Source organism: Ancylobacter sp. GW821-FHT10E12, assembly GCF_058809335.1.
The window spans coordinates 153,927-179,698 of sequence record NZ_JBXASN010000006.1; the positions used below are offsets into that span (position 1 = coordinate 153,927).

25 protein-coding genes are annotated in these 25,772 nt (G+C 63.5%); 10 read left to right on the top strand and 15 right to left on the bottom strand.

What is annotated here, in order from left to right:
* Positions 1-24: 24 nt before the first annotated feature.
* From benB to AC1RU4_RS09975, 3 genes are all read right to left on the bottom strand, one after another.
* Positions 25-513, bottom strand: coding sequence for a benzoate 1,2-dioxygenase small subunit (benB, locus tag AC1RU4_RS09965; RefSeq protein ID WP_492890913.1), 489 nt, complete (start codon positions 511-513; stop codon positions 25-27).
* Positions 510-1,868, bottom strand: a complete 1,359-nt coding sequence (locus tag AC1RU4_RS09970) for a Rieske 2Fe-2S domain-containing protein (RefSeq protein ID WP_492890915.1) — start codon at positions 1,866-1,868, stop codon at positions 510-512. Before AC1RU4_RS09970 ends, benB begins: the two co-directional genes overlap by 4 nt.
* Positions 1,869-1,949: 81 nt before the next feature.
* Complete coding sequence (locus AC1RU4_RS09975) at positions 1,950-3,131, bottom strand: muconate/chloromuconate family cycloisomerase (protein WP_492890916.1); 1,182 nt, start codon at positions 3,129-3,131, stop codon at positions 1,950-1,952.
* A gap of 165 nt (positions 3,132-3,296) precedes the next feature.
* On the opposite strand from AC1RU4_RS09975, the gene AC1RU4_RS09980 reads away from it, so the two are divergent.
* Entirely contained in the window at positions 3,297-4,304 is a 1,008-nt protein-coding gene (locus AC1RU4_RS09980) for a LysR substrate-binding domain-containing protein (protein WP_492890917.1), read from the top strand.
* Here AC1RU4_RS09980 and benD read toward each other — a convergent pair.
* The 5 genes from benD to AC1RU4_RS10005 all read right to left on the bottom strand — a co-directional run bounded on the left by benD (position 4,301) and on the right by AC1RU4_RS10005 (position 9,929).
* Complete coding sequence (gene benD, locus AC1RU4_RS09985; RefSeq protein ID WP_492890918.1) at positions 4,301-5,104, bottom strand: benzoate diol dehydrogenase BenD; 804 nt, start codon at positions 5,102-5,104, stop codon at positions 4,301-4,303. The two genes, AC1RU4_RS09980 and benD, sit on opposite strands and share 4 nt — an antisense overlap.
* Positions 5,105-5,189: 85 nt before the next feature.
* Positions 5,190-6,545 (bottom strand): MFS transporter, encoded by a 1,356-nt coding sequence (locus tag AC1RU4_RS09990; protein ID WP_492890919.1) that lies wholly within the window; start codon positions 6,543-6,545, stop codon positions 5,190-5,192.
* Positions 6,546-7,319: 774 nt separating this feature from the next.
* Positions 7,320-8,525, bottom strand: coding sequence for a 3-oxoadipyl-CoA thiolase (gene pcaF / locus AC1RU4_RS09995; RefSeq protein ID WP_492890920.1), 1,206 nt, complete (start codon positions 8,523-8,525; stop codon positions 7,320-7,322).
* A 7-nt stretch (positions 8,526-8,532) separates the two neighbouring features.
* Complete coding sequence (locus AC1RU4_RS10000) at positions 8,533-9,225, bottom strand: CoA transferase subunit B (protein WP_492890921.1); 693 nt, start codon at positions 9,223-9,225, stop codon at positions 8,533-8,535.
* Complete coding sequence (locus tag AC1RU4_RS10005; RefSeq protein ID WP_492890922.1) at positions 9,222-9,929, bottom strand: 3-oxoacid CoA-transferase subunit A; 708 nt, start codon at positions 9,927-9,929, stop codon at positions 9,222-9,224. The genes AC1RU4_RS10000 and AC1RU4_RS10005 overlap by 4 nt, the downstream gene beginning before the upstream one ends.
* Before the next feature lie 179 nt (positions 9,930-10,108).
* Between AC1RU4_RS10005 and AC1RU4_RS10010 the strand changes: the two genes are divergently transcribed.
* From AC1RU4_RS10010 to AC1RU4_RS10020, 3 genes are all read left to right on the top strand, one after another.
* Positions 10,109-10,864: an IclR family transcriptional regulator gene (locus tag AC1RU4_RS10010; protein WP_492890923.1), complete on the top strand. Its 756-nt coding sequence runs from the start codon at positions 10,109-10,111 to the stop codon at positions 10,862-10,864.
* 727 nt (positions 10,865-11,591) lie between these two features.
* Positions 11,592-12,296: a TetR/AcrR family transcriptional regulator gene (locus tag AC1RU4_RS10015; RefSeq protein WP_492890925.1), complete on the top strand. Its 705-nt coding sequence runs from the start codon at positions 11,592-11,594 to the stop codon at positions 12,294-12,296.
* Positions 12,232-13,143 carry a universal stress protein gene (locus AC1RU4_RS10020; protein ID WP_492890926.1) on the top strand — a complete coding sequence of 304 codons (912 nt, stop codon included), beginning with the start codon at positions 12,232-12,234 and terminating at the stop codon, positions 13,141-13,143. The genes AC1RU4_RS10015 and AC1RU4_RS10020 overlap by 65 nt, the downstream gene beginning before the upstream one ends.
* A 226-nt stretch (positions 13,144-13,369) precedes the next feature.
* Here AC1RU4_RS10020 and AC1RU4_RS10025 read toward each other — a convergent pair whose 3' ends face one another.
* Positions 13,370-14,239, bottom strand: a complete 870-nt coding sequence (locus AC1RU4_RS10025) for a LysR substrate-binding domain-containing protein (protein ID WP_492890927.1) — start codon at positions 14,237-14,239, stop codon at positions 13,370-13,372.
* Positions 14,240-14,332: 93 nt separating this feature from the next.
* Here AC1RU4_RS10025 and AC1RU4_RS10030 point away from each other — a divergent pair, with 93 nt between their 5' ends.
* Genes AC1RU4_RS10030 through AC1RU4_RS10040 form a run of 3 tightly spaced genes read left to right on the top strand, consistent with a single transcriptional unit; the run spans position 14,333 to position 17,346 of the window.
* Positions 14,333-14,788, top strand: a complete 456-nt coding sequence (locus AC1RU4_RS10030; RefSeq protein ID WP_492890928.1) for a lipocalin-like domain-containing protein — start codon at positions 14,333-14,335, stop codon at positions 14,786-14,788.
* 52 nt (positions 14,789-14,840) lie between these two features.
* Positions 14,841-15,815, top strand: a complete 975-nt coding sequence (locus AC1RU4_RS10035; protein WP_492890929.1) for a 3-hydroxyacyl-CoA dehydrogenase NAD-binding domain-containing protein — start codon at positions 14,841-14,843, stop codon at positions 15,813-15,815.
* Between the two features lie 31 nt (positions 15,816-15,846).
* Complete coding sequence (locus AC1RU4_RS10040) at positions 15,847-17,346, top strand: CoA transferase (protein WP_492890930.1); 1,500 nt, start codon at positions 15,847-15,849, stop codon at positions 17,344-17,346.
* 78 nt (positions 17,347-17,424) lie between these two features.
* Here the strand turns inward: AC1RU4_RS10040 and AC1RU4_RS10045 are convergent, their stop codons facing one another.
* The 6 genes from AC1RU4_RS10045 to AC1RU4_RS10070 form a co-directional block, all read right to left on the bottom strand.
* Positions 17,425-17,820 (bottom strand): acyl-CoA thioesterase, encoded by a 396-nt coding sequence (locus tag AC1RU4_RS10045; protein ID WP_492890932.1) that lies wholly within the window; start codon positions 17,818-17,820, stop codon positions 17,425-17,427.
* A gap of 104 nt (positions 17,821-17,924) precedes the next feature.
* A complete protein-coding gene (locus tag AC1RU4_RS10050; protein WP_492890933.1) occupies positions 17,925-18,626 on the bottom strand; it encodes an ABC transporter ATP-binding protein in 702 nt (233 codons plus the stop codon).
* Entirely contained in the window at positions 18,613-19,401 is a 789-nt protein-coding gene (locus AC1RU4_RS10055) for an ABC transporter ATP-binding protein (protein ID WP_492890934.1), read from the bottom strand. Before AC1RU4_RS10055 ends, AC1RU4_RS10050 begins: the two co-directional genes overlap by 14 nt.
* Entirely contained in the window at positions 19,398-20,345 is a 948-nt protein-coding gene (locus AC1RU4_RS10060; RefSeq protein WP_492890935.1) for a branched-chain amino acid ABC transporter permease, read from the bottom strand. The genes AC1RU4_RS10055 and AC1RU4_RS10060 overlap by 4 nt, the downstream gene beginning before the upstream one ends.
* Positions 20,345-21,217, bottom strand: a complete 873-nt coding sequence (locus AC1RU4_RS10065) for a branched-chain amino acid ABC transporter permease (protein ID WP_492890936.1) — start codon at positions 21,215-21,217, stop codon at positions 20,345-20,347. The genes AC1RU4_RS10060 and AC1RU4_RS10065 overlap by 1 nt, the downstream gene beginning before the upstream one ends.
* Positions 21,218-21,254: 37 nt before the next feature.
* The gene (locus tag AC1RU4_RS10070; RefSeq protein WP_492890937.1) at positions 21,255-22,421 is read right to left on the bottom strand and encodes an ABC transporter substrate-binding protein; all 1,167 of its coding nucleotides are present in this window, start codon (positions 22,419-22,421) and stop codon (positions 21,255-21,257) included.
* A 375-nt stretch (positions 22,422-22,796) separates the two neighbouring features.
* Here AC1RU4_RS10070 and AC1RU4_RS10075 point away from each other — a divergent pair, with 375 nt between their 5' ends.
* The 3 genes from AC1RU4_RS10075 to paaA all read left to right on the top strand — a co-directional run bounded on the left by AC1RU4_RS10075 (position 22,797) and on the right by paaA (position 25,760).
* On the top strand, positions 22,797-23,537 hold the full coding sequence (locus tag AC1RU4_RS10075; RefSeq protein WP_492890938.1) for a TetR/AcrR family transcriptional regulator: 741 nt from the start codon (positions 22,797-22,799) through the stop codon (positions 23,535-23,537).
* A gap of 44 nt (positions 23,538-23,581) precedes the next feature.
* Positions 23,582-24,460 carry a phenylacetic acid degradation operon negative regulatory protein PaaX gene (gene paaX / locus AC1RU4_RS10080; protein ID WP_492891052.1) on the top strand — a complete coding sequence of 293 codons (879 nt, stop codon included), beginning with the start codon at positions 23,582-23,584 and terminating at the stop codon, positions 24,458-24,460.
* Between the two features lie 313 nt (positions 24,461-24,773).
* Entirely contained in the window at positions 24,774-25,760 is a 987-nt protein-coding gene (gene paaA / locus AC1RU4_RS10085; RefSeq protein ID WP_492890939.1) for a 1,2-phenylacetyl-CoA epoxidase subunit PaaA, read from the top strand.
* Positions 25,761-25,772: the final 12 nt, after the last annotated feature.

The window sequence follows — 25,772 nt, forward strand, 5'->3', positions numbered from 1 at the left end:
CCCTATGCCGGCCGGCGACGCCTCTCAGATGTGATAGACGTCGATGACCTGGCGGATGTAGTCGTTCTTCAGAACGATCTTCTTGTTCGAGATGAGCAGGCCGGCCTCGCTCTTGCGCAAGGTGACGAACACCGTGCCGAAGAACTGGTCGGTGACTTTGTAGCGATGGTTGAGCGTGAGGAAATTGTACCGAAAGTCGGCCTCATCCGCTCGGGCTGCGAGCAACTCGATATTGCTCACGTTGTGGCTGGTGCGCGGTTCCGGCGTGGATGCACCGGAGCGCTCGGTCTTGATGCGGAAGACCCGATCTTCGAGGCCGTCGCGGTTGGGATAATAGATCAGCGAAATCTGCGACTGCGGATCTTCGGTGATCCGGTCGTCGTCGTCCCAGGCGGGCATCCAATAGGCGACGTCGGGCGCATAGCAGGTGAGCCACTCGTCCCACTCGCGATCGTCCAGCAGACGCGCCTCCCGGTAGAAGAAGGCCCGCGCGGCTTCATAGGAAATGCTCATGCCTCAACTCCGCTCTTCTCGGCGGAGAGCGCGGTGCGCATCACCTTGGCCCAGTATTCGTGCTGGCGGACGAACAGTCCCTCGTCCTCGCTCCGCTCGCCGGACAGCAGGGGCTGGATGCCCATCTTCTTCGCATTGGCGTCCGGGCCGTCGATCCACAGAGGCGCGCCCCGCGACAGGTCGTTCCACAGCGCGGAAATCCCCGCATAGCCGGCCTGGCAGGCGCGGAATTCCTCGAGGTCGTCGGACGTGCCCATGCCGGACACGTTGAAAAAATCCTCGTACTGGCGGATGCGGAGCGTCCGATCGGTCGTGCTTTCGCCCTTCGGGGCGAAGCAGAAGATGCTGATCTCGGTCTTGTCCACGCTGATGGGGCGGGTCACGCGAATCTGCGTGCTGAACTGGTCCATCAGGAACACGTTCGGATAGAGGCAGAGATTGCGCGTCTGGTTGACGATGAATTCCGCTTTGTCCTTGCCGACGCGGGTAACGATCTCGTCGCGGTGGCCATAGACCGGGCGGACCTCGGGATTCATCGTGTTGGTCCACAGAAGGATGTGGCCGTTCTCGAAGCCGTAGACCCCGGCGATCGAGCGGCTCCAGCCGTTCGCGTCGACCGCCTTCGTGCCTTCCTCCTTGCGGCGCCCCATGGTTGCGGCATAGTTCCAATGGACCGAGCTGACGTGATACCCGTCGCAGCCGTTCTCCATCTGCAGCTTCCAATTGCCGTCATAGATGTAGGACGAGTTGCCGCGCAGGACCTCCAACCCGTTGGGGGCCTGGTCGACGATCTGGTCGATGATGACCTTGGTCTCGCCGAGATAATCCTCGAGCGACGCCACGTCTGCGTTCAGGCTGCCGAACACGAAACCCCGGTAGCTCGCGAAGCGCGGCACGCGCCGAAGGTCGTGCGAGCCGTCCGTGTCGAACTGTTGCGGATACTGGGTGTTCTTCTCGTCCTTGACCTTGAGCAGCTTGCCGGTGTTGGCGAAGGTCCAACCGTGGAAGGGGCAGGTGAAGCTTCCCTTGTTACCGTGCTTGCGCCGGCACAACATGGCGCCGCGATGCGCACACGCATTGATGACCGCGTGCAGCTCGCCATTCTTGTCGCGGGTCACGACCACCGGCTGACGACCGATATAGGTCGTATAGTAATCGTTCTTCTCCGGAATCTGGCTCTCATGCGCCAGGTAGACCCAGTTGCTCTCGAAGATGTACTTCATCTCCAGCTCAAACAGGTCTTCATTGGTGAAGATGTCGCGGCGGCAGCGGAAGACGCCCGCCTCCTTGTCGTCCTGCACCGCCGTGGCGAGCAGGTGATCGAGATCCGTGGTCTTTTCGACAACCTCTGTCATGGCGTTCCTCCCTTGAAAGGTAATTTTCCACTGGTCATGTGGCGCGTTCGCGCTTCTCGTGGACCCGGTTGTTGCCGCTCCCTACACGGCAACACCGGTCGTCTTGCGGAGCTTGTCGCGCGTGAAGAACGCGACGCGATCGTCGTCGAGTTCGATCCCCAGCCCCGGTCCGCGCGGGACCGTCAGCTCGAAGTCGCTGTAGTCGAGCGGGGTGGCGAGGATTTCCTCGGTCAGAAGCAACGGCCCGAACAGCTCGGTGCCCCATTGCAGATGGTCGAAGGTGGAGAACAGCTGGGCCGACGCGATGGTGCCGACGGCGCCTTCCAGCATCGTCCCGCCATAGAGGCCGATGCCGGCCGCGTCCGCGATCGCCGCGACGCGCTGGGCGCCGAACAGTCCGCCGCTTTGCTCGATCTTGATTGCGAACACGTCGGCGCCGCTGTTCCTGGCGATCTCAAACGCTGTTTCGGGGCCTTGCAACGACTCGTCCGCCATCAGCGCCACGGGAAAGCGCCTCATAAGACGCCCCAGTGCAGAGGCGGAGCTGACCGGCTGTTCGACGAGTTCGCAGCCGTTGTCGGCGAGCGCCGCCATGCCATAGGTCGCCTCTGTCTCGCTCCAAGCCATGTTGACATCGACGCGCACCGCGCCGCGGTCACCCAATGCGCGCTTGATGGCGGCGACATGGGCGATGTCCTCATTCAGCGTCTTCGCCCCGATTTTCAGCTTGAAGATCTTGTGCCGGCGCAGATCGAGCATCCTCTCCGCTTCGGCGATATCCTTCGCGGTGTCTCCTGACGCCAGAGTCCACGCCACCGGCAGGCGATCACGCAGCCGACCACCCAGCAACTCGCTGACCGGCTGGCCGAGCCGCTTGCCCTGCGCATCGAGCAACGCGGTTTCCACCGCGCATTTCGCGAAGCGGTTTTCCTTGACCATCTTGCCGATGCGCAGCATGAGCGCGCGCACGGCGGTCGCGTCCTCGCGGATCATCAGCGGGGCGAAATAGGTCTCGATGGCCAGCTGCATGCCTTCGGGGCTTTCCCCGCCATAGGCAAGACCGCCGATGGTGGTGCCCTCGCCAATGCCGACGATCCCGTCGCAGCAGTGAATTTTCACGAGCATCAGGGTCTGGCCGTTCATCGTCGCGACCGACAATTTGTGCGGTCGGATCGTCGGCAGATCGACCAGAACGGTTTCCACCCGCTCGATGACAGGGCGGAGGGGTGAGACCGGGGCAGCATGTGCAAAGGTCGTGTTCATCACCGCACCTTGCGACGGGCAAGGTGTGGACGTCCAAAACCTTTTATGTTTCTAATTATACTGATAAGGTATGGCGCACGGAAAGAACCTAGAAAATCCGTGCCTTCCCGCGCTGCAACATACCGAAAACGCGGTGCTTGATGTGCGCCGGCCGGAGCTCAAAGCATGGACCTTCGCCAGCTTCGCTACTTCGTCGCTGTCGCCCGCGAGCGCAATTTCACCAGGGCGTCCCAGCTGCTGAACATCGCCCAGCCGCCCCTGAGCCGCCAAATCCAGTCGCTGGAGGAGGAGCTTGGCGTCGCCCTCCTCATGCGCAACAGCCGACCTGTCCGGCTGACCGAGGCTGGCCGCTTGTTCTACGAGCAGGCCCTGCAAGTGCTCGGCCGTGTCGAGCAGATGCGAACGGCGACGCGGCGCGTCGGACTGAACCAGAACAGTGTTTTATCGATCGGATTTGTCGCCTCCACCCTCTATGGCGGCTTGCCGTCGCTGGTTCGAAAGCTCCGACAGCGTGCGCCGGACCTCGAGATCCAGGTGCTGGAAATGATGTCGGTCCAGCAGATTCCCGCCCTGAAGGAAGGGCGTATCGACATCGGTTTCGGCCGCATGCATCACACCGACCCGAACGTCGTCGGGATCGTGCTGCGCGAAGAACGCCTGGTGGCCGCGATCCCGAAGGGTACGCCGCTTGCAGAGCATGCCGGTCCCCTGCCAGTGGCGGCTCTGACGGGCCAGAAGCTGATCGTCTATCCCAAGGAACCGCGGCCGGGATATGCCGACCATGTGCTCAACCTGGTGCATGGTCATGACGCCCGCCCGGCCGAGGTGCAGGAGGTTCGCGAGATCCAGACCGCTCTCGGGTTGGTCGCCGCGGAAGCCGGCGTATGCATCATTCCCTCATCCGCCCGCCAGATGCGCTCTGACGTGCATTACCGGCTGCTCGAGGGCGAACGGACCACCTCGCCGATCATCCTGTATCACCGGGTCGGCGACAGCTCGCACTATATCGACCTGGTCAAGGACCTGATCCGAGAGATGTATGCGGAGAATCCGCCCTGGCTGAGCCTTGAGCACAATCTCCCGTCGCATCTATCCCTCACCGGACAGCCGGCAGCGACCAGCCCCCGGGACGGTCCTGACGAATCGGCCCATGACCACATTCGCGCTGGCTAACCTTGATCTCCGCCGCCAACAGGCAGAACGGTCCCGGTGATATAGGAGGCCTCCTCGGAGGCGAGGAACAATATCGCCGCCGCGATTTCATGCAGCTCGCCATACCGCCCGAGATGCGTCGACCGGATCGTCTGATCCACCACTTGCTGCGCCCACACCTTGTCCTGTTCGGACACCGGATCGGTTCCCCGCGGGACACGGCGAGGCGGCGCGCTCACGCCGCCGGGAGCGACGGCATTCACGCGAATGCCTGTTCCTGCGAGTTCGAACGCAAGCGAAGCTGTGAGGGCGTTCACGCCTCCCTTGGCGGCCGAATAAGGAAGCCGATTGATGCCCTTGGTGGCGATGGAGGATACGTTCACGATCGCGCCGCGGCCCCGGCGCAGCATGTAGGGAAGCGCGGTCCTGCATCCCCATAATGTCGGGAACAGGGATCGGCTGATCTCGGCCGTGATCTGGTGTTCGTCGAATTCCTGAAACGGCTTCATCCAGATCGCGCCGCCGACATTCGTCACCAGAACATCGATCTTACCGAAAGCGCCATGAGCGCGCGCCATGACGCGCTCGTTGCCGACATAGGTCTCGAGGTCCTCCACCATCGCCACCGCGCGGCCGGCACCATGTGTGTTTCCGATCTCGCTGGCGACCTCCTCCACGATGGGTGAACGGTCGACGACGAGAAGACTGGCGCCTTCCCGCGCGGCATCAAGTGCTACCTGCTTGCCCACTCCCTGGGCTGCGCCGGTAACAATCAGGCTCATGCCCTCGAAGCGTCGAGAGCGGGCGCTCTGGTCTGACACGTGTACCCCTTTCCTGGGTGGCATTGTTCGGAAGACCGCGGAGGCTCCGGTCTGGTCGCTTCGACCCGACCGGACGGCCAGAGCATCAGTGCGAAGAGGCCGCGGCCACGCCCCCTTTCTCCCGGTGCGTGGTGCGCACGGTGAAGGTGGCAAACGCCGCCACGGCGAGGGGAATGGCCAGGGCCATGAAATATCCCGACGGGCCGGCGCTGGACAGCAACTGCCCTCCGGTCGCGGAGCCGACGATGGCGCCCGTGCGGCCGATACCGATGCCCCAGCCCGTGGCGGTCGCGCGCAGCTGGGTTGGATAAGCGCCGGCAATCAAATAGTTGAGCACGAGTTGCTGCCCGCCGATGCCAAATCCGGCCAATGCGATCAGGACGAACACCACCGCCCAGCGGTCCCCCGCCAAACCGAGGCCGACCGCAACCGCGATACCGACCGTGAACATGACGGTGAGCAGTTTCCGCGGGTCGACCTTCGGCAGGATCCAAGACAGCGGAAGAGCCATGAGAATGAATGCGGCATTGACCACCACGGTACCATAGGCTGCCTGCGCCTTCTCAAGGCCCAGCGTCGTCAGCGCCGTGGGCAGCCACTGAAGGAGCAGGAACCAGGCGATCCAGTTGAAGAGGTAGATTGCCGAGATCGCCAGCGTGACGTTTCGATAGCGCTCCTCGAACAGGCCCGTGATCGACGCCCCATGCTCGACTTCGGCAGGGCTCACCACTTGCACGTCGGCGGGAATGGCCTGCCCAGTCATCTGCTCCAGAAGGCGCTTCGCCTTCTGCTGTCCCCCGCTCTGCTGGCGGGAAACGAGAAAGGCGGGGGATTCCGGCAGCAGGAAGTAGATAACGACCATGAGCGCGAGGGGCAACGCGCCGCCGAGCATGAAGATGCCGCGCCAGCCGAGGACTGGTAGCCAGCTTGCCGCGATCAGTCCTCCCAACATGGCGCCGGCAGGTAGGCCGAGAAGCACGCCAGTCATCATGATACCCCGCTTGGACGCGGTACTGTATTCGCTCGCCAGGGCGAGCAGCGAGGGCGTCGCTCCGCCCATGCCGAGGCCAATGAGGAAACGCAGGACAATGATCTGTGTGGGAGACGTCGCGTAAGCTCCCGCGAGCGAGAAAATGCCGAAAAAGAAGACAGCGATGATGACCGCCTTGCGGCGGCCGAAGCGGTCGCCGAAGCTTCCCAGCCCGATCGCGCCGATCGCCATGCCGATGATGCTCGCCGTGATGACCCACGTCATATCGGCGGGATTCATCTGGAACTCCTGTGCGATCGCCGGCCCGATAAAGGCAATCGATTGCGTATCGAAGCCGTCCAGCAGGGCGATGATGAAACACAGACCGACGACCGCCCACCGGCGGCCGGTCATCGAACCCGCGTCAATGATATCCTTGATATCTCGCGTCTGCGGAAGACTGCTTGGCATCGGAGGTTTCCTCATTTTTTATGACTGTGGGCGATGGGTGCGAACGCGACGTTGGGCAGGCGCAGTCGGCTGGTTAGGGAAGCGGCCGAAGGCGACGCGGGTCATGCCGGCGCGCGGGCGGCATCGTGCGCGATGGGCTGCGGCCCGGCGCCGGCGTCACCAGAGGCACGCGTGCGGCCATGAGAGGAGGCTGGCGAAAGGAACAGGGCGGAGGTTCCTCGGCGGGCGTGGCGCGGTGACCGCCGAAACGCCGCGACATCCAACCATGTGCCGGAGCGAGGCGTTACGCTGTCCTGGCCGTGGCCCTCCGGATAAGTGTGGGCCGTCGATCCCCGTCCGATGAGTGGCTGGCATGGCTCCTCCTGAGGCCGCGTTTCTTCCTATGCGGAGGTTTGGGCTCCTCCGAACAGGCGGCGGCTCTCATGATGGAGGTACATCCGGTTTCAGGCCGGATCAAAGATCAATTAGGTATATATCGATACTCGTTGAGTATCGAAGGAAAAATTACCTTGAGAAATCGCGGTCAAAATGTCAGGAATAGGGGAGGTGGATTGTTAAACGTCCCCGTTGACACGGGGGCGACTTTGTTCATTCCAGGCTGTGGTCTTTCAAAGCATGGCGTGCGAGCTCGACCGCGACATCGCCTGCTCGACAGGCCATGCCGCGACAGCCGCTTGCGCCTCGGGTTGTCCGCGACGATGTCCCGGGGACCGGCGGCGGGCGAACCGCCGCATCACGCGCGAACCTCGGGCCTGCGTCGCTCAGAACAACGCCCTATCCGCGCTCCAGCGCCACCGCGATGCCCTGGCCGACGCCGATGCACATGGTGACCAGCGCCCGGCGGCCGCCGGAAATCGCAAGCTCCAGCGCCGCCGTGCCGGCGATGCGCGCGCCCGACATGCCGAGTGGATGGCCGAGCGCGATCGCCCCGCCATTACGGTTGACGCGCGGATCATCGTCGGCAATGCCGAGCAGGCGCAGCGTGGCGAGCCCCTGGCTGGCGAAGGCCTCGTTGAGCTCGATCACGTCGAGCTGGTCGGGCGTGAGGCCGAGGCGGGCCAGCAGCTTCTGGCTGGCCGGTGCCGGGCCGATGCCCATCACCCGCGGCGGCACGCCCGCGCTGGCGCCGCCGAGGATGCGGGCGATCGGGGTGAGCCCGTGCCGGCGCGCCGCCGCCTCGGAAGCGACGATCAGCGCCGCCGCGCCATCGTTCACGCCGGAGGCGTTGCCGGCGGTGACGGTGGCGCCCTCGATCCGGTTGACCGGCTTCAGCCTGGCCAGCGCCTCGAGGCTGGTGACGCGCGGATGCTCGTCCCTGTCGATCAGCAGGGGGTCGCCCTTCTTCTGCAGGATGCTCACCGGGGTGATCTCACGGGCGAGCCGGCCATTGGCCTGCGCGTTCGCCGCCTTCTCCTGGCTGCGCACGGCGAAGGCGTCCTGATCGGCGCGCGAGACCTGATAGTCGATGGCGACGTTGTCGCCGGTTTCCGGCATGGAATCGACGCCGTACTGCGCCTTCATCAGCGGGTTGACGAAGCGCCAGCCGATGGTGGTGTCGTAGATCTCCGCCTTGCGCGAGAAGGCGCTGTCGGCCTTGGGCAGCACGAAGGGCGCGCGGCTCATGCTCTCGACGCCGCCGGCGATGACCAGCTCCGCCTCGCCCGCCTTGATCGCGCGGCCGGCGGTGACGAGCGCGTCCATGCCCGACCCGCACAGCCGGTTGATGGTGGTGCCGCCGACCGAGACCGGCAGGCCGGCGAGAAGGAGCGACATCCGGGCGACGTTGCGGTTGTCCTCGCCGGCCTGGTTGGCGCAGCCGAAGATGACGTCGTCCACCGCCTCCCAGTCGACGCCGGGCTGGCGGGCGATCAGCGCCGCGAGCGGCACCGCGCCGAGATCGTCGGCCCGCACCGAGGCCAGCGCACCGCCGAAGCGGCCGATCGGCGTGCGGACATAGTCGCAGATATAGGCTTCGCTCATGATGTCCTCACAGCTCGGGGGCGACGAGATCGGCGACCGGGCCGTCGAGATGGAGCTTGGCCCCGGTCATGGCCTGAAGCGCGTCGAGGGAGACCGCCGGCAGTTTCTCCCGCAATACGAAGCCCCCATCGGCGATGTCGACCACCGCGTGGCTGGTATAGATCCGGGTGACGCAGGCGACGCCGGTGAGCGGGAAGCTGCAGGCCTCGACCAGTTTCGGCTCGCCGGCCTTGGTCAGGTGCTCGGTAATCACGAAGACCTGCCGGGCGCCGTGCACCAGGTCCATGGCGCCGCCCACCGCCGGCACGCCGGTGCTGCCGACCCGCCAATTGGCGAGATCGCCATTCTGCGACACCTGATAGGCACCGAGGATTGCCACGTCGAGATGGCCGCCGCGCACCATGGCGAAGCTGTCGGCGTGGTGGAAGAAGGAGGCGCCCGGCTTCAGCGTCACCGCCTTCTTGCCGGCGTTGACGAGGTCCCAGTCCTCCTCGCCCGGCGCGGGCGGCTCACCGAAGTTGAGAATGCCGTTCTCAGTGTGGAAGATGGCCTCGCGGCCCGGTGGCTGATAGCTCGCCACCATTTCCGGGAAGCCGATGCCGAGATTCACATAGGCGCCGTCGGCGATGTCCTGCGCCGCCCGCCAGGCGATCTGCGCGTTGCTGAGCCGGCTGTTCACACGGGTGTCGATGGTCGTCATGCGTAGACCGCTCCGGCCCGGATGAGCTCTTCTTCCTGCTGGGGATGGGCGACCTCGACCACCCGGTCGACGAAGATGCCGGGGGTGATCACGGCCTCAGGGTCGATCGCGCCGGCCGGCACGATCTGCGACACCTGGACGATGGTGGTCGCCGCTGCCATGCACATCAGCGGGCTGAAATTGCGCGCCGCCTTGTTGTAGGTGAGGTTGCCCTGCGGGTCGCCCAGCTCGGCCTTGACCAGCGCGAAGTCGGCCTTGAGCCAGCGCTCCTGCACATAGTGCCGGCCGTCGAATTCGGCGATGACCTTGCCCTCGGCGAGCTCGGTGCCAAAGGCGGTGGGCGTGTAGAATGCGGGAATGCCCGCCCCGCCCGCGCGGATGCGCTCGGCCAGCGTGCCCTGCGGTACCAGTTCGAGTGCGATCCCGCCGGCCAGATACAGCTCGGTGAAGGCGCGCGGATCGGAGGAGCGCGGGAAGGAGCAGATCATCTTCGCCACCATGCCGGCGTCGATCATCGCCGCGATGCCGATGCGTCCATTGCCGGCATTGTTGTTGATGACGGTGAGGCCGCGGGGGCGCCTGTCGATGAGCGCGTGGATCAGCTCGATCGGCGCGCCGGCGCCGCCGAAGCCGCCGATCATCACGCTGGCGCCGTCGCCAATGCCGGAGACGGCGTGCGCCACGTCCCCGATCGTCTTGTCCATGGGCCGTCTCCGCTGGAGCCGCATCCACCCGCAGGGGACCGGCTGTCTCCAAAGCCTGGCGTGCGTCCGCGATGCCGGACGTCTTCGATGCGACGAGAGATAGGACGGGGCGGGCTCGACAGCAAGCGATATGTGCGATATGTGAGATTTGTTCATATAACGCACATTCGCGAGCGCGCATGAAGCAGACCGATTTCGTCGGCGGGTTCGCCAAGGGGCTGAAGGTGATCGAGGCCTTCGACGCCGACAGCCCGCGCCTGACCATCGCCCACATCTCCGGCGCCACCGGGCTCGACCGGGCCACCGCCCGCCGCTGCCTGCTCACGCTGGTGGAGCTCGGCTATGCCCGCTACGACGGCAAGCATTTCGAGCTGACGCCGCGGGTGCTGCGGCTGGGCCACGCCTATCTGGCGGCGACGCCGCTGCCGCGCCTGATCCAGCCCCATCTCGACGCGCTGGCCGAAAAGGTCGGCCAGAGCGCCTCGGCCAGCGTGCTGGAGGGGACGGAGATCGTCTATATCGCCCGCGCCTCGCAGAAGCGGGTGATGTCGATCAACCTCACGCCGGGCTCGCGCCTGCCGGCCTGGTGCGCCTCGATGGGCCGGGTGCTGCTGGCCGCGCGGCCCGAGGGCGAGGCGCAGGCGATCCTCGACCGTTCGGAAATCCGCGCGCTCACCCCCTTCACCAAGGTTTCGCACGACGCGCTGACGGCGGAGCTCGCCCGCGTGCGCGAACAGGGCTACGCGCTGGTCGATCAGGAGCTGGAGCTCGGCCTGTGCTCCATCGCCGTGCCGGTCCTGAATGCCGCCGGCAAGGTGGTGGCGGCCATCAATATCGGCGTCTCCGCGCTGCAGGTCCCGGCGACGGAACTCGTTCCCCGCTTCCTGCCGGCGTTACTGGCGACGCAGGCGGAGCTTCGTCCGCTGCTGCGTTGATCTTGCCGGCCCGGAGCGACGCCCTTCCCACACCACCTGCAGCAGATGCGGATGGACGCACGGCCGAAAAGGCGCGGATCGACGTAGGCGTTGTTCAGCGCGATGTCGGCAGTACCGTCCACGTCGCCCTCGACAATACCGATACCGCGCGGGCTCGGCAGCGATCCGATCGGACGGACGACGTTCCACAATCCGTCTTCCGCCGAACCGCCGTTGAAAATCTCATCGACCGGAGCCACCAAGTCGGGGACGTCCTCTAGCTTTCAGGTGATAGCAAGCTCCCCAAAGCAAGCGCTTGCCTGTATCCGCGGTGACGATCTTGCCAATACCCTCGCCCTTCGACGATTCTACGGCGGCCGGAACCCTGCGTGCGATCTTGCCGCAAGCTGAGCCTTAGCCGAAGGCCTCCACGAGATCACACGAATGCGCCGAGCGAGTTCGGTCTGACGTTTCCCGAGGTCGCTTCGAGCCATCACAGGAAGATTGCAATAGCCGCGGCTCCCGCCCCCGCGATGTGAGCAGACTGAGCAACCTCACCGGACTCGGATGCCGTATTGCGCTTGAGCACGTCGGCAACCTTGGCAGCGCTACGATTAGCGACCTGAGCCTGACGGACGTGCCCCCCGCCGTCGAAGGTGCGTACCGGAGACATTTATTGCTCATTGACTACATCAGATTCGGCCGATATAGAACGTAACGTACATTACTATTATCGGGAGGAGTTGTAGTGGGCGGTGTCGTTTCCCGACAGAGCCGGCCGCGCGGCGAGACGAGGCGGATCCAGATACTTGACGCCGCCACCGTGGTGTTTCTCGAACATGGCTATGCAGGCGCGACGATCGAACTAGTGGTTGCTCGCGCGGGAGCATCCAAAGCGTCCATCTATAGTTTCTTCGGCGGCAAGGAAGGCCTCTTCGGCGCTTTGGTCGATGAACGAACTGAACGTCTTCTTGCCGGCTTTCCTAGCACAGCGACCGAGAGTGTCGACGTCCCCGCGACTTTGACGGACATTGCACGTCAATACATGGGTGTGGTGATGAGTCCGGCGGTCATTGGGCTCTATCGGTTAATCCTAGCGGAGGGGCCGCGCTTTCCCGATCTGGCCAAGAGGTTCTACAATGCCGGCCAGGATCGTGTGACGGCCTGCGTAGCCGAGGCGCTCGGTATCTGGGCAAGCCACGGCCTCATCCGTGTGGACGATCCCAAGCGCATGGCCACCCAGTTCCTTGATATCGTCCGTGGCGAACTGCATCTGCGCGTGCTCGCGGGTTTGCCACCAGAGAACCTTGCGCAAGCCATCGAAAGCAACATTCAGCACGCCGTGCGGACGTTCTGGCGCGCCGTGAAGACGGGCCCGAATCCGGAGAATGACTTCGGAGGTGACCGCGGCCCCCGCCGTCATTCAACGGGCGGGCGCAACTATGCCTATTGATCCGAAGACGATCACGGTCTTTCTCGACCCAAGCGCGTCTGGGAAGAGGCGGGCGCTCCACGCAGCCGCCCTCGCTCAGCGCTGGAACGCCCATCTCATCGGTGTTCACGTGATTTTTGCTGGCGTAACGGTGCATCCTTCCGCATCCTATGCCCGTGGCGAGAAGGCAATTGCACAGGTCATCGCCCATGAGCGGCAACGCGATATTGACGCCGAAGCGGCTGCGGATCGGTTAGGGAAAGACTTTAGCATTCTCTGCAGCCGATTGAATGTGCTCGGAGAGTTTCGTGCAATTGGTCGAGGGAAAACCGAGGAGGATGCGATCCTCAACTCGTTGCATTCCGATCTCGTCATCGTGGGGCATCCCGAGCCGCATGGCCTTCCCGACGACATGTCCGCCGAACGGATCCTGCTAGCTAGCGGTGTTCCACTTCTCGTGATTCCCAACGCCTGGAAAGGCGAGACCATCGGCGACAACATCTTGATCGGTTGGAACGCAACTCGCGAGGCGCGGCGCGCCGTATCAGACGCCATGATTTTCCTTGTCGCGGCCGAATCCGTCACGGTGCTGGTGGTGGGTCCGGTCGCGAACCACCGACACGGCGAAGAACCCGGCGCCGACATAGGTCTGCAATTGGCGCGGCATGGTGCACATGTTAATGTCGAACAGATCGCTTCGCACGGTGCTCCGATCGCTGAGGTTATTCTTCGCTACGCCGTGCAGAGCTCTTCGGACCTGCTTGTCGTCGGCGCCTATAGTCATGCCCGGTTGCGTGAACTTGTACTCGGTGGTGTGACACGGACCTTATTGGCGCAAATACCTGTGCCGGTTCTGATCTCAAGATGAATGGCGCGTTGTCTTCCTTGGGGTCTCTGCCAGGGTCGACTGGTTACGGGAACCGCCTCGGGCAGGGGACTTGGCGACAGCGGAAGTCTTTGCGGGAGCGGTCTACGACGCCTTCTAGCAGCATGCTCGAATTGCCCTTGGCTCCGGAGTTCCAAGATGATGAAGCGCTGCTCACACGCCAACACTTCGAAAAATCCGATGGTTGTTTCCGGGTAGCCTTGGCACGTCAGATCCAACTGCTAGCGACCGTATGGACCAGTGTTTGGACAGCCGAGCCGTTCGCTGGGCGATAAGCTATCGCGAGCGGCAATGGATGCGGACCATCGACAAGGGGTCGTGTCACGATCTCGGATGAGGCGAGCTTTGCGGCGTACTCCGGCATCAGAGTAAATGCGCGCGTCGTCAGCATCAGCGATAGAGCCGATGCAATGTTTGCGGCAGTATGGATGGGCTCTAAAGCGAGACCTCTCTGCTGGCCCCAGGCATCTATAGCGGTTCGTATGGACGGCGCAGCCTTGCGACTTACGGCGATGTAGGACTCTCCCACCAAATCGGAAAAGGCCAGCGTGTCCCTGCCGGCCAACCGATGATCCACGGGAAGAACCGCGACGATCCGATGTTCTCCGACAATAATGAAATGGATGTCCGGTGCATCCTCATCCTGGCGCATGAACGCCATGTCGAGATTGCCCGCGCGTAGTTCTTCGAGCATTCGCGGTGAAGAAGCACCCGTGACGCGCACGTCCACGGCCCTTCCATCGGCGCCGACCAACGCCCGTATCCTCGGTAGAATTTCGGGTTCCAGGCCGGGAAGGCTGCCTACGCGCAACAAGGCAGGGGCGTTGCGTGTCGCAGCGATCGCATCATCGACTTGATGAAGAATGCGCCGTCCATGTTCGAGAAAGATGGACCCCGCCCGCGTCAGACTGACTCCACGCGCCCGGCGCTCCAGAAGCTGAACGCCGAGTTCCAACTCTAACTCATGCAGTTGCCGGCTCAAAGATGGCTGCGCTGTGTGCAAGCGGGAGCGCGCAGCCTCGCTGAGGCTGCCTGCATCCGCAACCGCCACAAGATAGCGAATATGCCTGAGCTCCATGAAGCTATACCTATCAGGCATGGATGCCAGCGCCAACAAGTCTTTGTCGGAAGCGGTACTAGCGCCTATCTCCCTCCAATGAGGAGAGGCCAAATGAAACCTATCAAGAGAAGTGACCTGATTGGCGCCTGGAAGCTTGTCTCTTATACAGAACGCGATGTCGAGACGGGAATCGAAGTATTCCCCATGGGCGAGCATCCTGATGGCATCATCATATACACGCCCGACGGCTACATGTCTGCCCAACTGGGGGTAGCAGGTAGGAAATGCTTTGGATCTAGCGATCCTTATGCCGGAACTCCTCAAGAGTACGAGGAGGCCGGCAAGACCTATATCGCCTATAGCGGGCCGTTCTATCTCGACGAAGGCCGAGGGCTGCTCGAACACGAAATGTTCGTGTGCTTCTTTCCAAACTGGCGCGGGCAGCGCCAAGTCCGCGTTGCCCATATTGACGACATGCTTCATCTCGCCCCTGACAAGCCGATGCCCTTCAATGGCACGATGAAGCTCGCCAACCTGTCTTGGAAACGGCTCGAGCCCAACCTCTGATCCTCCTACCGACCAATCGGGTCACTTCCGGCGCAGTCAAGCAGCGGATCGAATGCACGCCGGCCAGCAGGAGAAGGAAATGGCGAAAACATCTAGCGAGGTTCAGAGGATTGGCATTGTTGGTTGCGGCGTGATTGGCGCAAGCTGGGCGGCCCACTATCTTTCTCGGGGCTTCGACGTCGTCGCAACCGATCCTGCCGAGGGCGCCGAGCGCCGGCTGTGTGCCTTGGTGGATCAGTTCTGGTCACCGCTCACCCGGATCGGACTTGCGGAGGGCGCGTCGAAAGAGCGCTTGAGCTTCAGCAAGGATGTGGCCGCGCTCGCCGATGTCGATTTCGTCCAGGAAAACGGCCCGGAGCGGGTCGATATCAAACGCAATCTGCTGGCCGAAATTTCCGCTGCCGTCGCGGAGGACGTCCTCATCGCCACCTCTTCATCCGGCATCCTGATCTCGGACGTGCAGGGAGCGGCGCGCAATCCCTCGCGCGTCGTGCTCGGCCATCCGTTCAATCCCCCGCATCTGATCCCGCTTGTCGAAGTCGTGGGCGGGAAGGAGACGGCGCCGGACGCAATCGAGCGCGCTCTCGCCTTCTACAAGGCGGCAGGCAAGAAGCCGATCCACATCCGGCGGGAGGTCAAGGGGCATATTGCCAACCGCCTGCAAGCGGCCCTGTGGCGCGAGGCCTTCTATCTCGTCGATCAGGGCGTCGCGAGCGTCTCCGACATCGATACGGCCATTGCGCACGGTCCGGGCCTGCGCTGGGCGTTGCTCGGACCGTTCCTCAATCTGCATCTCTCCGGTGGCGAAGCCGGTATCGGCCACGTAATCGATCATCTGGGGCCGCCGATCGAAAGCTGGTGGCGCGATCTTGGCGACATCTCCTTCACGCCCGAAGTCAGGGCAAAGGCTATCGAGGGGGTCGGGGAGGAACTGGCCGGCCGATCGCTCGCCACCCTCACGGACGCCCGCGACGACATTCTCGTTCAACTCCTGTCGCTCAAGGCCGCGGCCGCGCCGCTGCCGTGAGCGACGATGGACGGATGCTAGGAAGATAACCATGAACGCCATTGAAGATCGTATCAAAGCCGCGCTCGCTCGACCGCTCACCTCGGACAAGGACATCGATGCGCTGAGCGAATTGCGTGAGGTTCTGGCCCCTCTCGGCTTCACGCCGGAGGACGCGGGAGGAGAGATCCGCTTCACGGGACGCGATCCGATCATCTCGAGCCCGTGGCCCCTTGCGACGATGGCAGCTGTATCGCTGATGGCGAAGGCCGTCGCCTTCGCCAACATCTGGCGGGTGCGCACCGGGGAAGGACAGGATCTGTCCGTCAATCTGGGGCAGGTGCTGCATCGGCTTTGCCCGTTTTATGACCGGAAATGGGAGTTGCTGAACGGCTATGCCCCCGGCGCGCCGTCCGATCCCTCCAATCCGTTCATGCCAAGCCATATGTACCAGACTCGCGAGGGTCGCTGGATTCAACTCCTCAACATCTATCCCCGCACCAAGACGGCCGCACTCGCTTTTCTCGGCTGCAACGATGATTCGCGGGCGGTGGGAGCTGCGGTGCGACGGTGGGACGCGCCAGCGCTCGAGGAAGCCGCCAACCGGGCGGGACTGCAGGCGACGATGATCCGCACTGTCGAGGAGTTCCTTGCCGAGGAGCAGTTCCAATACCTCAAAGACATGCCGCTGGTCGAAATCGAGAAAATCGGCGAGAGCGAACCGGTCCCCTTCAGTCCCAACCCCAAAACGCCGCTGGACGGCGTGCGTGCGCTCGGTCTGGGTCATGTCATCGCCGGCTCTGGTCTGGGCCGCGCCCTCGCCCATCATGGGGCCGACGTGCTGAACCTCTGGCGCCCGAACGACTTCGAGATGGATCTGGTCTACTATACCGCGAATGTCGGAATGCGTTCCTCGGTTCTCGACTTCGGGCGGTCGAGCGAAATGGAGCGCCTACAATCTCTGATCAAAGGCGCCGATATTTTTTTCTCCAATCGCCGCCCCGGCTATCTTGAGGCCTTCAATCTGACGGCCGAACAGATGGCTGAACTAAAACCCGGAGTCATCCATGTCGACATGTCGCTTTATGGCTGGAAAGGCCCCTGGGCGAACCGCATCGGCTTTGATCAGAACGCCGGCGGGGTAACAGGCGTCTTTGCACGTGAAGGCACCCCGGAGCGGCCGAAGCTCACGGAAATTTTTGTCGTCAATGATTATGCGATGTCCTGGATTTCGAGCATAGCGGTGGCCGCCGCGCTGAAGCGGCGGGCGATCGAGGGTGGCAGCTATCGAATCCGCATCTCGCTGGCGCGCCTGTCGCTTTGGCTCCTGCATATGGGCATTTTCGACAAAAACTACGCCGCATCGATCGCCGGAACTGAGGGCGAACATGCCTACCGTGCTCCGGAGTTGTTCAACGTACAGACCCCATGCGGCCACTATCAAGGCGTTACGGATCAGGTATCTATGTCCCGCACACCGGGCTTCTATGAAGTTCCGCTGGTGCCCAGAGGGGCAAGCGCCGCCGAATGGTTGCCGCGCCGCCTTCAATAAACAACTTTCCGGTATGACCGCCCGGACGAACCGGCAGTGAACCGTCGAAATCTTTCGGCGGCGAGCCCGGGAGGCCACTCAGGACGGTAGCGGACGTGATTTGCGGTCCTCATCGATGGCAACGAAGGTGAAGGTTGCTTCGGTCACCTTTACCGAATGGTCCTCCTCGCGCTTGCGTCGCCACGCCTCGATCCGGATCCTCATGGAGGAATGACCCGTCGATAAGATCGACCCGTAAAAGCTGACCTCGTCGCCGACCAGGACCGGGTTGAGGAACGCCATGGCCTCGACCGCCACCGTCGCTGCTCGGCCCTTGGCCCGCCGCGTCGCGATGTTGCCTGCGGCGAGGTCCATATGCGCCATGAGCCAGCCGCCGAAAATATCGCCAGCTGGATTGGTGTCGGCGGGCATGGCAATGGTCCGGATCACCGGGCTGCCTTCAGGGGGTAAGTCATTGACCATTGCGGCGGGCATACCAGGGTTTTTGCGGGGGAGGTCGGCGGGTCGGTGTCTAGGACAGCTACGCACAGACGCCCATGACCGGATCGTCACGGCAAAGACTTGCGGGCCGGTGGGGGTCACAGGCCGAGATAGGCAGCCCGCACTCTTGGATCATTCAGCAGTTCCTGTCCGCGACCTTCATGCACGACCTTCCCGGTTTCCAGAACATACCCCCGGTCTGCGATGGCGAGTGCCGCGGAGGCATTCTGTTCCACGAGGAGGACCGTGATGCCCTTGCGCTTCAAATCCACCACCGCGGTGAGGATCTGATCCACGAGCAGCGGCGCGAGGCCGAGCGACGGCTCGTCGAGCAACAGCAATTTCGGTGCCGCCATCAGCGCGCGGCCAATCGCGAGCATCTGTTGTTGTCCGCCCGACAGGCTCGCCGAGGGGATGCGCCGCTTCTCCGCGAGCACGGGAAACATGGCGTAGATCTCGTCGATGCGCCCAGATCCCGCACGATCACGGCTGCGGAAGGCGCCGAGACGCAGATTGTCCTCGACGCTCAGGGGCCCGAATACCTGCCGCCCCTCCGGCGACTGCGAGATGCCGCGAGCGACCCGGAGATGGGCGGGAAGACAGTGGATCTCTTCGCCTTCGAACAGGATGCGACCGCCGGTTGCCGGCTGCACGCCGGAGAGCGTTCGCAGCAGCGTGGTCTTGCCTGCACCGTTCGAACCGACGAGAGCGACGATCTCGCCCTGGGCAACGTCGAGCGACACCGAGTGGAGCACGGCGATGCGGCCATAGGCCGAAGAGACGACATCAACCGTGAGCACGGGCCGCCTCCCTGCTTCCATGTTCGCCGAGATAGGTCGCGATGACCGCGGGATCGCTTCGCACCGTCCGGGGCGGTCCCTCAGTGAGGCGGCGGCCTTGGGCCAGCACAAGGACGCGATCGGAAATTCGCATGACCAGCTTCATGTCGTGCTCGATGAGCACCACGGCGACGCCGCTGCCTGCGATCTCACAGATCAGCCGGTCGATGGCCTCAGTCTCAACGGCGTTGCAACCGGCGGCCGGTTCGTCCAGCAGCAGCACCTTGGGATTGGCCGCCAGTGCGCGGGCGATCTCGAGGCGCTTCAGCGCGCCGTAAGAGAGGGAGCCGGCCACGCTATCGGCATAGCAGGCAAGATCGACGCGCTGGAGAAGCTCCTCCGCCCGGGCACGCGTCGCGCGGTTCTGCCGGCTGACGGCCCGCAGACCGAGGAGATCGGCCAGGAGCGAGGTGTGCTCGGCGAGGTGGTTGCCCACCATGACGTTCTCGATAGCGCTCATGCGGAAGAATATCTGAAGATTCTGGAACGTGCGTGTCATGCCGCGCCGCACCAGGAGATGCGGCGCAAGATTGGTTACGTCGGCCCCGGCGAGGCGCACCCGCCCTCGGTCGGCGCGGTAGATGCCGGTGACGAGGTTGAACAAGGTGGTCTTGCCGGCGCCGTTGGGGCCGATGATGGAAAACACTTCGCCGGGCGCCACCTGAAACGAGACGCTGTCCACGGCCACGAGGCCGCCGAAGGAGATGCCGAGGCCGTCTACATTGAGGATGGTCATGACGTACGCTCCAGCACTAGGCGGCGCAGCGTCGGAACGATGCCGGAGGGCAGGAAGATCATGAAGATCATGATCAGCAGGCCTAAGATTATCTGCTCATAATCCTGCAGACCGGCGAGCGCCTGCGGCAGCACCACTAGGAACGCCGCCCCTACGACGGCGCCGAGCACCGAGCCGAGGCCGCCGACGATCACCATGGCGACGAACTCGATGGAGTGCATGAAGCCCGCTGCATCCGGCGTGATCAGGCCGTTCATGAAGGCGAGCAGTCCGCCAGCTACGCCCGCATAGACCGCCCCGAGCACGAAGGCCGCCAGTTTCTTGGACGCAACGTCGATGCCGGCGCCTGCGGCCGCCACCTCGCTGTCGTGAAGCGCCCGCAGCGCGCGCCCGGTTGGGCTGGCGTCGATGTTGAGTGCGAGGAAGGCGCCCAAGAGCAGCACTCCTGCCGTGATCCAGTACCAGCTTAATGCACCTGTGGCGCGCCAGCCGAATAGGGCGAGGCGCGCTACCTGCATGCCGTCGGGTCCGCCCGTGACGGAGCTCTCGTTGTTGAGGACGAGCGCGACGATGAGGCCAAAGCCGAGGGTGGCTATGGCGAGGTAATAGCCCTTGAGCCTCAGAATGGGCTTGCCGACGAGATAGGCCACAAGCCCGCACAGCAGCGCGCCAAGCACCAGCGAAAGCAGCGGATGGCACCCGAGATGGGCCGGACCGATGGCCACGGCATAGGCTCCGATCCCAAGGAAACCAGCATGGCCAAGGCTGACCTGCCCGGCATAGCCCATGAGGATGGTGAGCCCGAGCGAGGCGAGGGCGAAGATCCAGACCAGCGCGGCGACCCGCAGATAGAACGACGACGGCGCGATCACTGGTATGAAGGCCATCAGCACGGCAAGGACGAGAAGCGTCGCAGCGCGCGACCTGAGCATTTGCGCCGGCATCACACGCGCTCCATGACGTTCCTGCCGAGCAGGCCGCGCGGCATCACCAACAGCACGAGCAGAATGGCGACAAAGGCCACCGCATCCTTGTAGGTGGAACTGAGATAGCCCGCGCCGAACGCCTCCAGCAGGCCTATCAGGAGGCCGCCCACTACGGCCCCCAGCGGGTTGCCCATGCCGCCCACCATGGCGGCGGCGAAGCCTTTCAGGGCGAACAGCGTGCCGACATCGTAGCGCGTGAGGGTGATGGGAGTGACGAGGACGCCGGCGACTGCGCCGATGGCCGCGGACACGCCAAAGGCGAGCGCCAGGATGACGGCGACGTTGATCCCGACCAGGCGGGCAGCAAGCCGGTTTGCCGCCGTGGCAACGAGCGCCTTACCGAGCAGGGTTCGCTCAAGGAATATGTACAGGGCGGCGAACAGCGCCAACGCACCACCCAGCACCCAGAAACTCTGCGGCAGGATGGTGGCGTCGCCGACCACGATGGGCGCGTCGCCGGAAAAGGCGGGCAAGGAGTGAAACTGCTTGTCGAACACGACCTGCGCCACGCCCTTGATGAAGATCGAGGCGCCTATGGTAATCATGAGGAGGGAAACCGGCGACGCGTCGCGGGCCGGCTCGATGGCGAGCCGGTGGAGCAGCAGCCCGACCATCACCGCCGCGATGACGGCGATGAGAGCCGCGAGGGGCAGCGCGACGCCGGCGGTGACGAGAAACACGGTGCCCATCCCGCCGATCATGACGAAGTCGCCCTGGGCGAAGTTGACGACGCCGGAGGCATTGTAGACGAGGGTAAAGCCCAACGCCACGAGGGCGTAGACGGCCCCGACCGTCAGGCCGGAAAACACCAGTTGCAGGAATTCGGCCATGGCATGTCGTCTCGCGGCAGGAGGTCGGGGGTGGACGTCAACGCGCGTCTGCGAGCCACTCGCCGTCCTTGATCTGAAGCATGCGGAACGAATCGGTGCCGAGCCCCAGATGATCGGTGGGCGTCATGGTGTAGATGCCGGTGACGCCGACATAGGCTTGGGTAGCTTCCAGCGCGTCGCGGATCTCCTGCGGGTCGGCGGACTTCGCCGCCTCGATGGCCTTCGCCAGAAGCTGGATGCCGTCGAAGGCGTAGCCGCCGAAGGTGGAGACCGGCTGGCCGGTCGCCTTTTCGTAGGCAGCCTTGTATTCCGCGACGACAGGCTTCTGCGGATCGGCCGCGTCGAGCTTGTCGGCGACCAGGAGTGCGGGAGCGGGCAGACGCACGCCTTCGGCGGCAGGGCCGGCAAGCTCGACGAAGCTCTTCGAGGCGACCCCGTGCGACTGGTAGAGCGGCAGCGCAATCCCCAGCTGGGCATAGTTGCGGGTCACGATGGCCGGGCCTTGGCCGAAGCCTGGATTCAGCACCGCCTGGATGCCAGCGGCATTCTTGATCTTGTTGAGTTGCGGCGTCATGTCGGTATCGGTGGGGCCGTAACTTTCATCCACCACGACGGCGATACCGTAGTCGCGGATCACCTTCAGGCACTGGTTGCGCATGGATTTGCCGAAGCCGTCCGTGCCGGAAATCAGGCCAATCCTGCCGATGCCCCGCGCCTTCATGTCCTCGAAGATTTTCTGGCATGCCGTCTTGTCGGTATGGGGCGTCTTGAAGACGAAAGCGCGCACCGGCTCGATGATCTCGATGCCGCCGGCGAGCGAGATGAAGGGAACCTTGGCGTCCTCGAACACCGGGATCATGGCCATGGTGGTGCCCGTGCCGGTGCCGCCGACGACACCGACGACGCCGTCGTCCTCCACCAGGCGGGTCGCGAAGGTGCGGGCCTTATTGGCGTCGCCGCCGTCGTCGTAGAGAACGAGCTCCACCGGCTGGCCCAGCAGGCCGCCCTTCTTGTTGAGTTCCTCGACATAGAGCCGCAGCGTGCGGGCCTCGGGATCACCCAGAAAGGCGGCCTGACCCGTGGTGGACAGCACCGAGCCGATCTTGATGCTTTCGGCGGCGGCAATGGGCAGCGCTGCTGCGAAAGCGGTGAGCGCTAGGGTGGCCGCTCTCAATATCCATCGCGTAGCGAAAATCGCGTCCATTTGGCGTTCCTCCGGACATTGCGGGGGCGGTTAAACCCGCCCCCGGATGCGTCGGCCTTCGCGAAGATAGAGGCCGTGACGTCAGCATATTATTAACCGATCGGTTGGTCAATCATATGCTGACCGAACGGAAGAAAGCCGCTTGGTGCGCAACGTTAAAAACGGCTGGGCCGAGAGGTTATGGTCGACATTATTCCCCCAGATTGATCGACCGTTTGGATAATTTTTGCTATCTCCATGATGCGCGCTGATGGACTGACGGCGCGCGCGCAGTGTCAGAATCAGAATAGGCGGCATCGCATCGCGACGCCCGAATAACTGGCGGTCCGATGGTCGTTCCTCGACCGTTGTGCCGTCGGAAATCGAGGTTTAAGAATGGCTCGAACCCGCGCCCAGGATTACGATACGAAAAGCTCGGCGATTCTTCATCGTTCGGCCGAGTTGTTTGCTAAGTTTGGCTATTCCGGCACGTCGATCACTATGATCGCGCAGGCCTGCGGGGTTTCCAAAGCTCTTCTCTACCATTATTATCCCGACAAGGAGGCTGTCCTCTTCGATATCCTTTCCTCCCATTTGGAAAGGCTGATCGAAGTGGTCGAGAAGGCCGCGCGCGGCGCGAATGACGCCGAGGCGCGCGTCCATGCCATTGCGATCGCACTGCTCGATGCCTATCGAGACGCAGACGCTGAGCATCAGGTCCAGATCGCCAATCTGAAGCTCTTGCCGGAGGACAAGCAGGAACGGCTCAGGGAGATGGAGCGGGTTCTCGTCACCTTGCTGTCCGATGCCTTGTCCGCTGCTTTGCCCGCCATTGGTCGGGGTCCCCTTCTCAAGCCACTCACTATGTCGGTATTCGGCATGCTGAACTGGCACTACCTCTGGTTCCGCGAAGGCAAGGGCCTGACTCGAGAGGAATACGCCTATCTTGTGACTCGCATGGTCCTGACGGGAGCAGAGGTTGCCGCCGCCTCAGTGGAGATTCGCCCGCGCCCCGGCGCGACCGTCGCCACTTCCAGGCTCACAGGCGCTGCCGCGTCTGGCAGCGAGCATGCCGCCGTTGCGGAACGTGGGCAGCGCGGCGCAGTCGCCAAGGCGCGGCGAGCGCGTGGGACATGAGTGGAGCACTTGCGCGTCGCCCGACGCAGATTATCAATCATAGCATGTCTCGTGTTGCACTCCGTCAAATCCTGGAACAGCTTCGCGGAGAGCCCTCCCGCACCTGGTCCATCATCATCACCATCTATGGCGATGCCATCGTCCCGCGCGGCGGAAGCGTATGGCTTGGCACGCTCCTCACTTTCTTCAAGGCTCTCGATATCTCTGACGGCGTCGTGCGTACCGCCATGTCGCGCCTCGCAACAGATGGCTGGCTTGAGCGCAACAAAGTAGGGCGCAACAGCTTTTATCGACTGGCCGAGAAAGGCCGAACCACCTTCGCGGACGCTACCCGGCACATCTATGTCGCGCGTCCTCCACTCTTCAAGGGTCGATTCGATCTGTTCCTCCTCGCCAACGGGCCCGAGCGCGACACGGCGCGTATGGAGTTGGAGGCGGCCGGATTTGGTTCGCCCTTGCCTGGTGTCTGGGTGGCGCCGGCAGAATGGGAGGTGCCGGCAGCTGCCCAGACTGTGTTGCGACTTGAAGCGGATAGCGATCTGGCAACCTTGCGCACGCTTGCGGCTCGGAGCTGGCCGTTGGAGGCAACCGCGATGGCCTATCTCCGATTTATCGACATGTTCGAGCCGATGCGCGCCGCGCTCGCCGATGACGCGGCCTTGAACGACATCGATGCCCTCGTTGCGCGCGTCCTTCTGATTCACGAATACCGGCGGATCGTGCTGCGCGATCCCATTCTGCCCACCGAGGTGCTGCCCGAGGATTGGCCCGGCGGCGCCGCCCGCAACCTCTGTGCGAGCCTCTACAAGGCGCTCGTGGTCCCCTCTGAGCGCTGGCTCGATACCCATGCCCTTGATGAGACAGGCGCGCCGTTGCCGCCCGGCCCGGATGTTCTTCTGCGCTTCGCCGAAGAAGAAGCTTGAGGGCGATCTGACGTAGACGGAACCCACCGCCGCGTGATGTCAAGTGATGCCCACCATGGCCACCCTCGCCTTGCAAGGCGGCAGCGAGACTGAACCGCCATGACGTTCGGCTGGATCCCGGGCTGGACGCCCCCTTGCCGACAACCGTCCCGGTTCAACATCTCAAGCTGTCGTCCGGGCGGCATGCTGCACTCGTGCCGCTGTAAAATTCCTGCTGGCGCCAAGCGGAGTCGGGTCATCCGATATGTTACAGAAATTTGTTGAATCATATTTTTCTGTTATATATAATGGCTCAAAAGTTAGGGAGAGGCGCATGTACACGCAGGGCCTGAACGCAAATCCGGACGCGGCGGATGGTCAGATCGAAGACGCCGCTCTTCTCGCGGAGTTTCAAGCAAAGCTCGATGCGGAAGAACGCATCGAGCCAAACGACTTCATGCCGGAGGCCTATCGCAAGACCTTGATCCGGCAAATCTCGCAGCACGCCCATTCCGAGATCATCGGCATGCAGCCCGAAGGCAACTGGATCACTCGGGCCCCGTCGCTGCGCCGCAAGGCGGCCTTGCTCGCCAAGGTCCAGGACGAGTGCGGTCATGGGCTGTACCTCTATTCCGCTGCCGAGACGCTCGGCATCTCCCGCGAGGAGTTGGTGGAGCAACTTGTGTCCGGAAGGGCGAAATATTCCTCGATCTTCAACTATCCGACCCCGACATGGGCCGATATCGGCGCGATCGGCTGGCTGGTCGACGGTGCGGCGATCATGAACCAGATTCCGCTCTGCCGCTGCTCGTATGGGCCCTATGCGCGCGCCATGATCCGGGTGTGCAAGGAGGAATCCTTTCACCAGCGCCAAGGCTACGAGATCATGATCACCCTCGCCAAGGGCACCGATGCCCAGAAGGACATGGCGCAGGATGCCCTGAACCGCTGGTGGTGGCCCTGCCTGATGATGTTCGGTCCGCCGGACACGCAGAGCCAGCACTCCGATACGTCGACGCGCTGGAAGATCAAGCGGTTTTCGAATGATGAACTGCGGCAGAAGTTCGTCGACGCTACTGTGCCCCAGGCGCACTATCTCGGGCTGACGCTTCCCGATCCCGAACTCGCGTTCGATGAAAAGACCGGGCACTGGGACTATGGCGCGATCGATTGGGAAGAGTTCAAGCAGGTGATCGCCGGCAACGGCCCCTGCAATGCCGACCGCATGGCGGCGCGTCGCAAGGCCGATGAAGATGGCGCCTGGGTGCGGGATGCGGCGCTCGCCTATGCCGAAAAGAGCCGCCTGAAGGTGGCCGCGTGACAAGATAAGGAG

Coding starts and splice junctions, on each gene's coding strand:
- benB (WP_492890913.1), bottom strand. CDS start 513: ATGAGCATTTCCTATGAAGCCGCGCGGGCCTTCTTCTACCGGGAGGCG.
- AC1RU4_RS09970 (WP_492890915.1), bottom strand. CDS start 1,868: ATGACAGAGGTTGTCGAAAAGACCACGGATCTCGATCACCTGCTCGCC.
- AC1RU4_RS09975 (WP_492890916.1), bottom strand. CDS start 3,131: ATGAACACGACCTTTGCACATGCTGCCCCGGTCTCACCCCTCCGCCCT.
- AC1RU4_RS09980 (WP_492890917.1), top strand. CDS start 3,297: ATGGACCTTCGCCAGCTTCGCTACTTCGTCGCTGTCGCCCGCGAGCGC.
- AC1RU4_RS09990 (WP_492890919.1), bottom strand. CDS start 6,545: ATGCCAAGCAGTCTTCCGCAGACGCGAGATATCAAGGATATCATTGAC.
- pcaF (WP_492890920.1), bottom strand. CDS start 8,525: ATGAGCGAAGCCTATATCTGCGACTATGTCCGCACGCCGATCGGCCGC.
- AC1RU4_RS10000 (WP_492890921.1), bottom strand. CDS start 9,225: ATGACGACCATCGACACCCGTGTGAACAGCCGGCTCAGCAACGCGCAG.
- AC1RU4_RS10005 (WP_492890922.1), bottom strand. CDS start 9,929: ATGGACAAGACGATCGGGGACGTGGCGCACGCCGTCTCCGGCATTGGC.
- AC1RU4_RS10010 (WP_492890923.1), top strand. CDS start 10,109: ATGAAGCAGACCGATTTCGTCGGCGGGTTCGCCAAGGGGCTGAAGGTG.
- AC1RU4_RS10020 (WP_492890926.1), top strand. CDS start 12,232: ATGACTTCGGAGGTGACCGCGGCCCCCGCCGTCATTCAACGGGCGGGC.
- AC1RU4_RS10025 (WP_492890927.1), bottom strand. CDS start 14,239: ATGGAGCTCAGGCATATTCGCTATCTTGTGGCGGTTGCGGATGCAGGC.
- AC1RU4_RS10030 (WP_492890928.1), top strand. CDS start 14,333: ATGAAACCTATCAAGAGAAGTGACCTGATTGGCGCCTGGAAGCTTGTC.
- AC1RU4_RS10035 (WP_492890929.1), top strand. CDS start 14,841: ATGCACGCCGGCCAGCAGGAGAAGGAAATGGCGAAAACATCTAGCGAG.
- AC1RU4_RS10040 (WP_492890930.1), top strand. CDS start 15,847: ATGAACGCCATTGAAGATCGTATCAAAGCCGCGCTCGCTCGACCGCTC.
- AC1RU4_RS10045 (WP_492890932.1), bottom strand. CDS start 17,820: ATGCCCGCCGCAATGGTCAATGACTTACCCCCTGAAGGCAGCCCGGTG.
- AC1RU4_RS10055 (WP_492890934.1), bottom strand. CDS start 19,401: ATGACCATCCTCAATGTAGACGGCCTCGGCATCTCCTTCGGCGGCCTC.
- AC1RU4_RS10060 (WP_492890935.1), bottom strand. CDS start 20,345: ATGCCGGCGCAAATGCTCAGGTCGCGCGCTGCGACGCTTCTCGTCCTT.
- AC1RU4_RS10065 (WP_492890936.1), bottom strand. CDS start 21,217: ATGGCCGAATTCCTGCAACTGGTGTTTTCCGGCCTGACGGTCGGGGCC.
- AC1RU4_RS10070 (WP_492890937.1), bottom strand. CDS start 22,421: ATGGACGCGATTTTCGCTACGCGATGGATATTGAGAGCGGCCACCCTA.
- AC1RU4_RS10075 (WP_492890938.1), top strand. CDS start 22,797: ATGGCTCGAACCCGCGCCCAGGATTACGATACGAAAAGCTCGGCGATT.
- paaX (WP_492891052.1), top strand. CDS start 23,582: ATGTCTCGTGTTGCACTCCGTCAAATCCTGGAACAGCTTCGCGGAGAG.
- paaA (WP_492890939.1), top strand. CDS start 24,774: ATGTACACGCAGGGCCTGAACGCAAATCCGGACGCGGCGGATGGTCAG.